The sequence below is a fragment of the Bradyrhizobium sp. 215_C5_N1_1 genome (genome assembly GCF_052075935.1).
Classification (GTDB): Bacteria; Pseudomonadota; Alphaproteobacteria; order Rhizobiales; family Xanthobacteraceae; genus Bradyrhizobium; species Bradyrhizobium barranii.
On record NZ_CP197228.1, the window covers coordinates 1,747,795 to 1,760,700 of the forward strand.

Genomic DNA, 12,906 nt, shown 5'->3' on the forward strand with positions numbered 1-12,906 from the left:
AATGGATGTTGCGACGCAATGCAGCCAGACGGTTAAGTCCGGCAAACGAGCGAATCCAGGGAGTCAAAGTGTCGTTGGGAATTGAGCAAGCGGCGCCGTTCAACGTCAAACGAGCAGCATTCGCAGCCACCATCGGCAACATGCTCGAATTCTACGACTTCATTACCTACAGCTTCTTCGCCATCCAGATCGGCCATACCTTCTTCCCGACCGGAAGCGAGTACGGCAGCCTGATGCTGTCGCTGGCGACGTTCGGGGCCGGCTTCGTGACGCGGCCGATCGGCGGGATCGTGCTCGGCATCTATTCCGACCGGATCGGCCGGCGGCCCGCCATGCTGCTGAGCTTTGCGTTGATGGGAGCTGCTATCCTGACCATCGCGCTCACGCCGTCCTATCGCATGATCGGCGTCGCCGCGCCCATCATCGTGATTGCGGCGCGCATGGTGCAGGGCTTCGCCCTCGGCGGCGAGGTCGGACCGACGACCGCCTATCTCCTCGAGATTGCGCCGCCCGAGCATCGGGCGCTGGTCGTGGCATGGCAGCCGGCGAGCCAGGAGATCGCGGCGACCGCCGGCGCGCTGGTCGGTGTCATCCTGAGCACGACCATGGCGCCGGAGATGCTGGACTCCTACGGCTGGCGGGTGGCGTTCCTGATCGGGGCCGTCTGCCTGCCGTTCGGGCTCTGGATGCGGCGGACACTGCCCGAGACGATTCCGCATGCCGATGCCGGTGTCGCAGCGAAAGAGCGCACGGGTCACCTCTCGCAGGTCCGGCGTCACCTCGGCATCATCGCGCTGGCCTTGATGATCCTGGCCAGCGGCACGATCTCGACCTATGTCACGCAATACATGACGACCTATGCGCAGAATACCCTGCACGTGTCGTCGACACTGGCTTTCGCCGTGTCGCTCGTCAGCAACGGCATTCAGTTCGTCGGTGCACTGGCCGGCGGATGGCTCGCCGATCGTCTCGGCCGCAAGCCGATCATGATCTGGCCTCAGCTCGCAACCCTCCTGCTCACCTATCCGACCTTCCTGTGGATCGTCCATGCACCGGGCGCGCTGTCGCTCCTGATCGGCTTCGGCGTGCTATCGATCATCGGCTCGCTGCCGTTCACGGCGTTCTATGCGACCTTCACCGAAGCGCTGCCCCAGAACATCCGCGGAGGCGTGTTCGCGACCGTCTACGCGGTGGCGATCGCGAGCTTCGGAGGTACGGCGCAGCTCGTGGTCACCTGGCTCCTCCACGTCACCGGCAATCCGCTGGCACCGGCCTGGTACCTCCTGCTTGCGGCGATCGTCGGACTTGTCGCAATGAGCCTGATGCCCGAAACGGCGCCGCTGAAAAGACGTCAGGGCTTGGCCTGAACGCGAACATGCTCGCAGGCTGGTGATTTGCGTTTCGCCGGCAATTATCGGCGAATGCGCCGCCTGAGGAATCAGGGCCAAGCATCAGGAAGGATCGACCGATGAGCTTCGAAACCACCATGACATCCGACGTCGTCGGGCTGACGAAAGTCGCCCCGGTCTCGCGCCGCGGATTCATGAGCGCCACCGCGGCCGTCGCTGCCGGCTACACGCTTGCGGCCGGTCCGGTCCGCGCCGAAATCATCACGACAGATACCGGCGGCCTCCAGGCTGGCGACGCCAGGATCAAGGTCGGGTCCGAAGAGATGCCGGCCTATTTCGCGCGCCCGGCCGGCAACACCAAGGCGCCGGTGATCATCGTGGCGATGGAGATTTTCGGCCTGCACGAATACATCAAGGACGTGACACGGCGCCTCGCCAAGCTCGGCGCATTCGCGGTCGCGCCCGACTATTACTTCCGCAAGGGTGTCGACCTCACCAAGGTCACCGACATCAAGGATCTGCTGCCGGTCGTTAATGCCAAGCCGGACGCCGAGCTGCTGTCCGATCTCGATGCGACGGTGGCGTGGGCGGGATCGCAAGGCGGCGACACCACGAAGCTCGGCATCATCGGCTTCTGCCGGGGTGGCCGCAATGTCTGGGAATACGCTGCCCACAGTGGCACCCTCAAGGCCGGTGTCGCGTTCTACGGTGCGCCGGTCGATCCCGCCAATCCGGTGTGGCCGAAGAGTCCGCTTCAGCTCGCCCCCGAGATGAAGGCGCCGGTGCTCGGCCTCTATGGCGGCGCTGATACCGGCATTCCCGTGGCCCAGGTCGAGCAGTTCAAGGCGACGCTCGAGCAGGACAAGAAGATCGCCGAATTCAAGATCTATCCGCAGGCGCCGCACGGCTTCCATGCCGACTATCGCGGCAGCTATCGCAAGGATGCGGCGGAAGACGCCTGGAAGCAGGCCCAGGCCTGGTTCAAGAGGTACGGCGTGTTGAGCTGACGCCAGATTCGCAAAGGGCGGCCTGAGCGGCCGCCCTTTCTATTCCAGCGCGCCGGTCTTACTTCACCATCGCGCCATAGACGATGTCCTGCACCTGCTCGCGATAGTATTTCCTGAGCTCGCCCGGCGCCGCCGTTCCCACCACCACGACGAGACGCTCCTTGGGATCGCAGAAGAACTGCGTCCCGTAGGCGCCATTCCAGGTGAACTCGCCGGGATTGCCGGGGACCGACGACTGCCCTTCGCTGGTCCGGACCGCGACCGCGAGACCAAAGCCGAAGCCGGCGCGATGCGGCTCGATGTTGGCCACATTGTTCTTGATCTCGGGACCGAGGTGGTTGGTCGTCATGTGATGCACGGTCTTCGGGGAAAGAATGCGCTGGCCGTCGAGCTCGCCGCCGTTGAGCAGCATCTGGCCGAAGCGGATGTAATCGCCCATCGTCGCGAATGAGCAGGCGCCGCCGCAATCGAACTTGGTCGGGGTGTCCAGCAGCTTGATGGCTTGCGGCTTGCCGGTCAGCGGATCGTTGGCGAACGGGCGGGCGAGGCGAGGGCGCTGCGCGTCGGTCGGGTGGAAGGTCGCGTCCTTCATGCCGAGCGGCTGCCACACATTGGCGGCGAGATAGTCGCCGAGCCTCTGCTCGCTCACCTTCTCGACGACGGCGCCGAGCACGTCGATCGAAAAACCGTATTCGAACTCGGTCGAGGGCTGATGCGCCAGCGGCAGTTTTGTGATGCGGCCGATGAAGGCCTCAGTGTCGCCTTCCACCGCCGGCGCGACGCCATCGGGGTATTGCCGCGCTACCGGACTCGATGAGTCGGGGCGGCCGCCATACATCAATCCGGACGTATGCCGGTAGAGATCGTGGACGAAGATCGGGGACGCCTGCGGTTCGAGCTTGAGCGAGCCATCGGCCCCGGTCGCGCCGACCTTCATGTCGGCAAAGCCGGGATAGTAGTCGGACAGCTTGGCCTGGAGCGGCAACTGGCCTTTCTCCATCAGCGTCAGGCCGGCGACCGCCGCCATCGGCTTGGTCATCGAGGCCAGCGCGAAGATCGCGTCGACCGGCATCGGCGTGCCCTTGTCCGGATCGAGCATGCCGTAAGCCTTGTAGTGCACGAGCTTGCCGTCCCGCGCCACCGCGACGACGGCGCCGGGAACGCGCTTGGCGGCGATCTCGCGCGCGAAGAAGCTGTCGAGCCGCGCGAGACCCTGCTTCGAGAAACCGGCGTCATCAGGGTTGGCTTCGGGCAGTGGTGCGGCGCGCGCCGCACCGAACGTGATGACGGCAGCCGCCGCCGCGATCATGGCGATCGTCTTGTTCATTGCATCCTCCCAAGGCGAGCTCGTTCTGTGGTGGCTCGCCGAGCGGCTAGATCACGGCTGCGCCTGAGCGAAGTCAAGCGCGGGTGGGGCATGTCTGGGACGCGTCGGAGATAACCGGAACCTATCGCCCTTGCCCGGTGCGCCACAATGCATCCAGGCCATGCCGATAGGTCGGATGGGCAAGCGTGACACCGAGCTCGTGCTTCAGTTTCGCGTTGGAGACCCGGGCACTGCTGGCATAGAAGCTGCGGGCCATCGCCGACATCTTGGCCGTCTCGAACGGCTCTTCGGGCGGCGGCGCAAGGTCCATCAGCTTCGCCGCATAAGCGATCACATCCTGCGGCGGCGCCGGCTCGTCGTCGCAGACGTTCCAGGTGCCGCCGTCACTGTGCTTCACCGCGGCCATGATCGCGCTCGCGATGTCGTCGGCGTGGATGCGGTTGAAGACCTGTCCCGGCTTGACGATGCGCCGGGCCGTCCCCGCCCGCAGCGTCATCAGTGCGTTGCGGCCGGGCCCGTAGATGCCCGCAAGCCGCAGGATCGCGACGTCGCCGCGCGCCGCGGCGGTCCAGGCTTGCTCCGCCGCAACGCGCGTTCGCGTGCGGTCGAGGGTGGCCTGCGGCGGCGTGCTCTCGTCCACCCAGCGGCCTGCGTGATCGCCATAGACGCCGATGGTGGAGAGATAGACGATCTTCCGCCGCCGGCGCGCGAGCGCGTCGCCAAAGGCCGTAGCTGCCGGGTCGCCCGCGCTGCCGGGCGGGATCGATATGAGAAGGACATCGGCGTCGCGGACTCGCTCGACCACCTCGCGGGCCGGACTGCTGCCGGAAAAGGCATGCACCTCGATGCCGGCAAGGTCGTTTCGCTTCCCGGGATCGCGCACGGTGCCGGCGATATGCGAGAATGCGCCGCCGAATTGGCCGACGAAATGCCGGGCACTGTAGCCGAGGCCGAGGATGAAGAGCCGCATGCGCCTGCCGTGCTGGAGTTCCCGCTCGCGCGAGCTGCGCGCCGTTCGCTCATAAGGGATTTTTGGGTCCGGCAAAAGATATTGCAATTTTACTCGCCGGCCAGGGCAGGCGATGCTCGCTTGTCAGGAGGGAGGCCTCGGTCATGCAGGCAGAAGCGCCGGCCGCAGTGCCATGCGGTGCCGCGGAGTTGATCGGGCGCGCCGCCGCGCTGATCTTCGATGTCGACGGCACGCTGGCCGAAACCGAGGAGCTGCATCGGCAGGCCTTCAACCACGCCTTCGTTCGCCACGGTCTCGACTGGCAGTGGGACCGGGCCGTCTACAAGGAGCTGCTGCGTGTCACCGGCGGCAAGGAGCGCATGCGCGCCTTTCACGCGAGGCTGCAGGTCGCGCCGCCATTGCCGGATGCCGATATCGCAGCCCTCCACCGCAGCAAGACCGCGCATTACGCCGAGCTGATCGAAACCGGCTGCTGTCCCTTAAGGCCCGGCGTGGCGGATCTTCTCACTGCCGCGAAGGCCCGCGGCCAGCGGCTCGCGATCGCGACCACCACCTCGCACGGCAATATCGATGCGCTGCTGTCGCAAGCGCTGGGAACGCGCTGGGCGGCGGATTTTGATGCGGTCGTCGCCGGCGACGATGTCCGCCACAAGAAGCCGGCGCCGGATGTCTATCTGGAAACCCTGGCGCGGCTGAAGCTGGGCGCAGCCGACTGCGTCGCGATCGAGGATTCCCGCAACGGTCTGATCGCGGCCTCGCGGGCGAACATTCCGGTGCTCATCACCAGAAGCATGTTCTTTCGGGACGATGATTTCAGTGCGGCGCAGGTCGTGCTGGACGATTTGTCGGAATTCGGGGGCTCAAGACAAAAAACTGAAAAACAACCCCATGCACAGTAGTAAGCGCCGGCCGGCTCGCGGCGGTCAGTGGACGCGGTGGCTCGTTCTATCGTCTTCAGTCTGCTCGACAATCTGCGCGATTGGGCTCGACTGGTGGTGCACCAGCCGCCAGCCGTCGCCGACACGCCGAAAATGGTTGGCAGCGGCCAAAGCGGTGCCGTCGACGATCTCGATGCAGAGCACGCGCGCGCTGTCGCCGTCGACGATCGCCTGCGGTTCGGCGCAAACGATCTGCGGCCGCTCCGGATTTTGCAGGATGTCGCGCCAGCTGCCGATCACCGTGGCCCGGCCGATGATGGCCGGCCAGCCGGGATGGATGCAGGAAATGGCGTCGTCATCCGCCCACATCCGCTCCATTTCGTCGAAGTCGCCCGTTGAAAAGGCGGCGTAGAAGGCCGCGTTCGCGGCGATGACCTTTTTGTCCTTTGCCATGCCTCTCGGGTGGGGCAATGGCAGGCAAAAATCAAGCGCGACTTCCGTCCGACTTTGCGTTCGATTTGGACCGCAGTGCAGCATTGCCTGCTTTGTGGTCACGCCGAGACAAGTGTCTCCACCGCCCGCCGCGCGCCGTCCTTATAGAGACGGCTGAGCGCCATGGTCACGGCCTCGCGCAGGCGCGGCTCAGTGCCCAGCGGTCCGAACACTTTCTCGACCCCGAGCAATGCCTGCGCAAGCCGTTCAGCGACGGGACCCGCCTCGCGCGCCAGCGCGGCGAACTCGGCGGCGAGCGGATCGCGAACGTCGATGGCGCGGCCCTGCTCGTCGCGTGCGGTGACGTAACGCATCCAGCCGGCCACCGCGAGCGCATGCGTCGCGATCGGCAGGTCTTTGCGCAGGCGATCCTGCATCGCGCCGAGCAGGCGCTGCGGAAGCTTTTGCGAGCCGTCCATCGCGATCTGCCAGGTACGGTGATGCAGCGCGGGGTTGGCGAAGCGCTTGAGCAGCGAGGCGCGATAGGCGGCGAGATCGGTGCCAACAGGCATCGTCAGCGTCACCGCGGCCTCTTCCATCACCTGCGCGGCGAGACGGGCGAAATGCGGATCCAGCATGGTGTCGGCGATGGTCTCGTAGCCCGCGAGATAACCGAGATAGGCCAGCGCCGAATGGCTGGCGTTGAGCAGCCGCAGCTTCATCAGCTCGAACGGCTTGACGTCGGTGACGAGCTCGACACCGGCGGCGGCGAAATCGGGCCGCCCCGCCGTGAAGCGGTCCTCGACCACCCATTGCGTGAACGGCTCGGTCATCACAGGCCAGGCGTCGCGCATGCCGAGCGCGTTCGAGATCGCATCCCGGTCGGCGTCCGTCGTCTCCGGCACGATGCGGTCGACCATGGTCGACGGGAAGGCGGTGCTATCGGCGATCCACTTGCCGAGGTCCTTCGACCGGAGCGCGGCGAACTGCGTCACGATCCGCTGCACGGTGTGGCCGTTGGCGGCGAGATTGTCGCAGCAGAGCACGGTGAAGGACGCCAGCCCCTGTGCGCGCCGGCGCGCCAGTGCGGCCACGATGAAGCCGGGCGCCGAGCGCGGCGCGTCAAAATTGTTGAGATCGTGCACGACATCCGGATGCCGCTCGTCGAGATCGCCGGTCTGCGGCGTGTGGCAATAGCCCTTTTCGGTGACCGTCAGCGAGACGATGCGAATGGCGGGATCGGCCATCCGATCGACCAGTGCTGCCGGCTTCTCGCGCGCGACGACGCTGTCGAGCAGCGCGCCGATGACGCGGTGTTCGGTGCCTTCGGCGGCACGTACGGCCACAGTGTAGAGATGATCCTGCGGGGCGAGGGCGTCGCGCGTATCCGGGCTGCGCAGGCTCGCGCCGACGATACCCCAGGACGAGTTGCCTGCGGCAAGGCAGTCGTCGATGACGACGGCTTGGTGCGCGCGATGAAAGGCGCCCAGGCCCAGATGCACGATGCCGGGCGTAACGCGCGAGCGGTCATAGGCCGGGCGGCGGATGGCGGACGGCAGCCGGTCGAGATTGGCGCGGCCAAGACGCGTTGAACTATGGCGCATGGTCGTCTCTCCCTGTGTTTGGCCGCTGCTTGACATGGCGCCTGTCCTCGGTCAATGCTCCGGTCAATTGGTAAGACCAATTTTCCAAAATTGGCGGGCCGCCGGGACGCGATGCTTCCCGGCGAGACCCTTTCGGGGAGGCCAGCGTGCCGCTGGAAGCTGTGGAGGCGAGACGGCTTTACCGCCAGGTCGCCGATCAATTGCGAAGCCTGATCGACAGCGGCGAGTACGCGGTCGGCAGCCGCTTGCCGACCGAGCGCGAACTCGCCGAACAGCTCAGGATCTCGCGGCCGACGGTGCGCGAGGCCCTGATCGCGCTCGAGGTCGAGGGCCGCGTCCGCATCCGCGTCGGCTCCGGCATCTATGTGACCGAGCCGGCGGACGCCGCGCCTGCGCTTCCGGCCGCCGGCATCGAAGGCCCGTTCGAGCTCTTGCGCGCCCGCGAATTCCTGGAAAGCGCGATCGCCGAGCAGGCCGCGCGCGTGGCGACCAAGGACGATATCGACCGCATCAATGCGTCGCTTGTCGCCATGGAGAATGTCGAGCATCCCGGCGAGGCCTCGATGGTGCACGATCGTGCCTTCCACGTCGCGATCGCCGGCAGTCTCGGCAATGCCGTGCTGGTGCGCCTGGTCGGCGAGCTGTTCGACCAGCGCCTCAATCCCTATTTCGCGCAGCTTGCGCATTACTTCGAAAGCCCGGGCACCTGGCGCACCGCGCTCGACGAGCATTGCGCCGTGCGTGACGCGATTGCGGCGCATGATCCGGACGCCGCGCGCGAGGCCATGCGCAAGCATCTAGCGCGCTCGCAGGAGCGCTTTGCGCAGAACTTTGGTGCCGAGACCGCCGCGGGATCGCCCGCGGAGCGAGGCCGGGTCGCGCGCACGCCGGCGAAACCGGCAAAACCAAAACGCGCGAAGACGCAGGCCAAAAGCGGCAGCGTGCGGCGACGATGAGATTGGGCGGCTCGTCCCGGGTTTGGGGCGGGCAAACAAGAAGCAGACTTTAGTCAGTGGAGGATAAGTCAGTGTTGAAGAAGATGACGATGGTGCTGGCGACTTCGGTCGCGGCAATGTTCGCGGCGACCAATCCCGGCATGGCGCAGACCAAGCTCAAATGGGCCCATGTCTACGAGACCTCGGAGCCGTTCCACACCGCCTCGGTCTGGGCCGCGCAGGAGATCGGCAAGCGCACCAACGGGCGCTATACCGTCGACGTCTATCCGGCGTCGCAGCTCGGCAAGGAAGCCGACATCAACCAGGGCCTCTCGCTCGGCTCGGTCGACATCATCATCTCCGGTTCGAGCTTCGCGGCCAAGAGCTTCCCGCCGATCGGCGTGACCTACTATCCCTACACCTTCCGCGACGCCGACCATCTCCTTGCCTACACCAAGAGCGACATCTTCAAGGAGCTCGCCAAGGGCTATGAGGACAAGAGCGGCCACCACATCGTCGCGGTCACCTATTACGGCGTGCGCCAGACCTCGTCGAACAAGCCGATCAAGACCTGCGCCGATCTCAAGGGCCTGAAGATGCGCGTGCCCGACGTTCCGGCCTATCTCGCCATGCCGCGCGCCTGCGGCGCCAACACCGCGCCGATCGCGTTCGCCGAAGTCTATCTCGCGCTTCAGAACGGCACCGTCGAGGCGCAGGAGAACCCGCTGACCACGATCGAGGCCAAGAAGTTCTACGAAGTGCAGAAACATATCGTGCTGACCGGCCACATCGTCGACCACCTCAACACGGTGGTGGCGGGCGCGCTCTGGAAGAAGCTCAGCGACGAGGACAAGAAGATCTTCACCGACGTCGCCCAGGAGGCGGCTGCGAAAGCGACCGCTGAGATCAAGCAGAACGAGGCCAAGCTGGTTTCCTTCTTCAAGGAGAAGGGACTGACCGTGACCGAGGTCGACAAGAACGAGTTCCGCGACATCGTGCTGAAGAACGTTGCGTTCGAGACCTTCGGTTATCGCAAGGCCGACTGGGAACGCATTCAGGCGGTGAAATAACCGAGACCCTCATGGTGAGGAGCGCGAAGCGCGCTCCGGACGATGCTTCGCATCGCCGGGCGAACCATGAAGGCCCGGATGTCGCTCGGGCGTCGCCCGAGGCCATCCTTCGAGACGCTTGCTTCGCAAGCTCCTCAGGATGAGGAGCGGAGTTCGTAGAATTAAGTCGTCGTTCCGGGTTCGGCTCTTCGAGTCACCCCGGAATGACGATTAAGAGGTTGAGGAGTAACCCCATGTCCACCGCCGAAATACACCGGCAGATCACCGGGGACGAGATCGCCCACACCTTCGAGGAAGAGGCGGTGCCGAAGGTCGATCTCGGCGTCTACGCTTTCGAGGACTGGGTGGCGCTGGTGATCTTCTGGGTGATGGCGCTTGCTGTCTTCCTCCAGTTCTTCACCCGCTACGTCCTCAACGACAGCTATGCCTGGACCGAGGAGATCGCGACCTACTGCCTGATCGGCGTGGTCTTCATCGGCTCCTCGATGTGCGTGCGGCTGTCGCGGCACATCCAGGTCGATCTGATCTACCGCTATCTGCCGCATGTCGTGGCGCGCGCGCTGGCGACCGCGATCGACCTGATCCGGATCGCCTTCTTCGGCTACGCCATCAAGCTGGTCTGGGTCTACATCCAGATCATCGGCGACGAGTCGATGACCACGATCAATCTGCCCAAGGACTACGTCTATTACGCCGTGCTGGCGGGCTTCGTGCTGATGTTCGTGCGCTCGGTGCAGGTGGCCATCCAACATTCGCGACAGGGCTATTCGATCCTCGAACGTCCCGGCGCCTACGACGGTTTTGAGGGGTAAAGTTATGTTGCTGTTGCTTGGAGGCTTCCTCGTCCTGATGCTGCTCGGCGTTCCCGTGGCGATCGCCATGGCCGCGTCGTCGCTGCTCTACATCCTGGTCAGCGGCGTGACGCCCGATGTCACGCTGGCGCAGCGCATGATCGCCGGCGTCGAGAGCTTTCCGCTGCTCGCGGTGCCGTTCTTCATCCTGGCCGGCAATCTCATGAACATCGCCGGTGTGACCGGCCGCATCTACAAATTCGCGGTCGCGCTGGTCGGCTGGATGCGCGGCGGCCTTGGTCACGTCAACATCATCGGCTCGGTGATCTTCTCCGGCATGTCCGGCACCGCGATCGCGGATGCCGCCGGTCTCGGCACCATCGAGATCAAGGCGATGAAGGACCACGGCTATTCCACCGAGTTCTCCGTCGGCGTCACCGCGGCCTCAGCCACGCTCGGGCCCATCATCCCGCCGTCGCTGCCCTTCGTGATCTACGGCATGATGGCGAACGTCTCGATCGGTGCGCTGTTCCTGGGCGGTGTCATTCCCGGCATCGTCATGACGCTGCTGATGATGGCCACGGTCACCTATTTCGCGCACAAGAACAAATGGGGCAGCGACACGCCGTTCTCCTGGCCGCAGCTCGGCTCGGCCGGCCTCGAGATCGCCATCGTGCTGGCTTTCCCGCTCGCGATCTGGCTGATGGTGCTGGCCGGCATGTCGACCAACATGGCCGTTGTCATCGGCCTCGGCGCGCTGCTCGCGATCGACTGGTACTTCGACTTCTCTGCGGTGATGGCGCTGATGGCGCCGGTCATCCTGATCGGCGGCATGACGCTCGGCTGGTTCACGCCGACCGAGGCCGCGGTCGCCGCCGTGATCTGGTCGCTGTTCCTCGGCCTCGTCCGCTACCGCACGATGACCTTGAAGACCGTGGCGAAGGCGACCTTCGACACCATCGAGACCACGGCCTCGGTGCTGTTCATCGTCACGGCAGCCTCGATCTTCGCCTGGCTGCTGACGGTGTCGCAGGCAGCCCAAATGCTCTCGGACTGGATGCTCAGCATCACCCACAACAAATGGGTGTTCCTGGCGCTCGCCAACGTCCTGATCCTGTTCGTCGGCTGCTTCATCGACACCACCGCGGCGATCACCATCCTGGTGCCGATCCTGCTGCCGATCGTGCTCAAGCTCGGCATCGATCCGATCCATTTCGGCCTGATCATGACGCTGAACCTGATGATCGGCCTGTTGCATCCGCCGCTCGGCATGGTGCTGTTCGTGCTCGCCCGCGTGGCCAAGCTCTCGGTCGAGCGCACGACGGTCGCGATCCTGCCCTGGCTGGTGCCGCTGATGGTCGCGCTGATCGCGATCACCTACATTCCCGAACTGACCCTCTGGCTGCCTAAATACATGGGACTCTCCAAATGACCTCCACCGCTCTCGCCGCAACCCTGTTCGGCCCCGAAGATCTGCGCATGATCGAGCATCCGCTCGACAAGCTCGCTGATGGCATGGTGCGCATCCGCTTCGGCGCCGGCGGCATCTGCGGCTCCGACATGCATTATTTCCGTCATGCCCGGACCGGCGATTTCGTCGTGAAGTCGCCACTCGTGCTCGGCCACGAGATCTCCGGCGAGGTCGCGGAGATCGCAGGTTCCGCAGCGAACCTGAAGGTCGGCGACCGTGTCGCCGTCAATCCGTCGCGCTGGTGCGGCCATTGCGTCGCCTGCCGCGAGGGACGGCCCAATCTCTGCGAGAACATCTACTTCATGGGCTCGGCCTCGAAGACGCCGCACATGCAGGGCGGCTTCGCCAATTATTTCGACGCGGTCCCCGCGCAATGCGTGAAGATCCCCGACCACGTCTCCTATCAGGCCGCGGCGCTGGCCGAGCCGCTCGCGGTCTGCCTGCATGCGGTGGCGCGCGCCGGCAACATCGAGGGCAAGCGCGGCATCATCTTCGGTGCCGGCCCGATCGGGCTTTTGACCATGCTCGCCGCACACCGCGCCGGTATGGCCGACATCACGGTGGCGGACATCGCGCCGGCGCCGCTCGCCTTTGCGACCCGGCTCGGCGCCTCTCACGTCGAGAACGTCTCGAGCGGCGAGGAAGGACTGAAGGCACAGGCCGCATCGCGTCCCTATGACGTCGCGTTCGAGGTCTCGGGCACCGCCGCGGGCCTTGCCAGCGCGATCGGCATTGTCAGGCGCGGCGGCATTGTGGTGCAGATCGGCAATCTGCCGGGCGGCCAGATTCCGACGCCGTCGAATGCGGTGATGGCCAAGGAGATCGACCTGCGCGGCTCGTTCCGCTTCGGCTTCGAGTTCATGACCGCAGTGGAACTGATCGGCGCCGGCAGCGTCGACGTGCTGTCGCTGGTCACCGCCGAGCGGCCGCTGTCGACCGCGCCGGACGCACTGCGGCTGGCGCTCGACCGCTCGCAGAGCGTCAAGGTCGTGCTGACCGCGAACTGATTCTTTGTTTTGACGCGTTTCTTCACGCGAACCGGTATCCACTTCGCTCGAAAACGCTTTAGGAG

The 12,906-nt window shown here is 65.2% G+C and carries 12 protein-coding genes; 8 read left to right on the forward strand and 4 right to left on the reverse strand.

What is annotated here, in order from left to right:
- The first annotated feature begins 140 nt into the window (after positions 1 to 140).
- Together AB7G19_RS08205 and AB7G19_RS08210 are read left to right on the forward strand one after the other, a co-directional pair.
- Entirely contained in the window at positions 141 to 1,367 is a 1,227-nt protein-coding gene (locus tag AB7G19_RS08205) for an MFS transporter (protein WP_244623319.1), read from the forward strand.
- Positions 1,368 to 1,468: 101 nt separating this feature from the next.
- Positions 1,469 to 2,356 carry a dienelactone hydrolase family protein gene (locus AB7G19_RS08210; RefSeq protein ID WP_085405299.1) on the forward strand — a complete coding sequence of 296 codons (888 nt, stop codon included), beginning with the start codon at positions 1,469 to 1,471 and terminating at the stop codon, positions 2,354 to 2,356.
- Positions 2,357 to 2,414: 58 nt separating this feature from the next.
- Here AB7G19_RS08210 and AB7G19_RS08215 read toward each other — a convergent pair whose 3' ends face one another.
- Together AB7G19_RS08215 and AB7G19_RS08220 are read right to left on the reverse strand one after the other, a co-directional pair.
- A complete protein-coding gene (locus AB7G19_RS08215) occupies positions 2,415 to 3,683 on the reverse strand; it encodes a serine hydrolase domain-containing protein (protein ID WP_085405298.1) in 1,269 nt (422 codons plus the stop codon).
- A gap of 121 nt (positions 3,684 to 3,804) precedes the next feature.
- On the reverse strand, positions 3,805 to 4,653 hold the full coding sequence (locus AB7G19_RS08220) for an NAD-dependent epimerase/dehydratase family protein (protein WP_085405297.1): 849 nt from the start codon (positions 4,651 to 4,653) through the stop codon (positions 3,805 to 3,807).
- A gap of 143 nt (positions 4,654 to 4,796) precedes the next feature.
- Between AB7G19_RS08220 and AB7G19_RS08225 the strand changes: the two genes are divergently transcribed.
- On the forward strand, positions 4,797 to 5,552 hold the full coding sequence (locus tag AB7G19_RS08225) for an HAD family hydrolase (protein ID WP_085405296.1): 756 nt from the start codon (positions 4,797 to 4,799) through the stop codon (positions 5,550 to 5,552).
- Positions 5,553 to 5,576: 24 nt separating this feature from the next.
- Here AB7G19_RS08225 and AB7G19_RS08230 read toward each other — a convergent pair whose 3' ends face one another.
- Both AB7G19_RS08230 and AB7G19_RS08235 read right to left on the reverse strand, forming a co-directional pair.
- A complete protein-coding gene (locus AB7G19_RS08230; RefSeq protein WP_085405295.1) occupies positions 5,577 to 5,984 on the reverse strand; it encodes a nuclear transport factor 2 family protein in 408 nt (135 codons plus the stop codon).
- Positions 5,985 to 6,082: 98 nt separating this feature from the next.
- Entirely contained in the window at positions 6,083 to 7,567 is a 1,485-nt protein-coding gene (locus AB7G19_RS08235) for a mannitol dehydrogenase family protein (RefSeq protein ID WP_441267747.1), read from the reverse strand.
- A gap of 146 nt (positions 7,568 to 7,713) precedes the next feature.
- Between AB7G19_RS08235 and AB7G19_RS08240 the strand changes: the two genes are divergently transcribed.
- The 5 genes from AB7G19_RS08240 to AB7G19_RS08260 all read left to right on the forward strand — a co-directional run bounded on the left by AB7G19_RS08240 (position 7,714) and on the right by AB7G19_RS08260 (position 12,841).
- Complete coding sequence (locus tag AB7G19_RS08240; protein WP_441267748.1) at positions 7,714 to 8,523, forward strand: FadR/GntR family transcriptional regulator; 810 nt, start codon at positions 7,714 to 7,716, stop codon at positions 8,521 to 8,523.
- Between the two features lie 89 nt (positions 8,524 to 8,612).
- Entirely contained in the window at positions 8,613 to 9,572 is a 960-nt protein-coding gene (locus tag AB7G19_RS08245) for a sialic acid TRAP transporter substrate-binding protein SiaP (RefSeq protein WP_071917185.1), read from the forward strand.
- 233 nt (positions 9,573 to 9,805) lie between these two features.
- Positions 9,806 to 10,384, forward strand: coding sequence for a TRAP transporter small permease (locus AB7G19_RS08250; RefSeq protein ID WP_085405293.1), 579 nt, complete (start codon positions 9,806 to 9,808; stop codon positions 10,382 to 10,384).
- 4 nt (positions 10,385 to 10,388) lie between these two features.
- Positions 10,389 to 11,795, forward strand: a complete 1,407-nt coding sequence (locus AB7G19_RS08255) for a TRAP transporter large permease (RefSeq protein ID WP_085405292.1) — start codon at positions 10,389 to 10,391, stop codon at positions 11,793 to 11,795.
- Positions 11,792 to 12,841: an L-idonate 5-dehydrogenase gene (locus AB7G19_RS08260; RefSeq protein ID WP_085405291.1), complete on the forward strand. Its 1,050-nt coding sequence runs from the start codon at positions 11,792 to 11,794 to the stop codon at positions 12,839 to 12,841. The genes AB7G19_RS08255 and AB7G19_RS08260 overlap by 4 nt, the downstream gene beginning before the upstream one ends.
- The last annotated feature ends 65 nt before the right edge of the window (positions 12,842 to 12,906 follow it).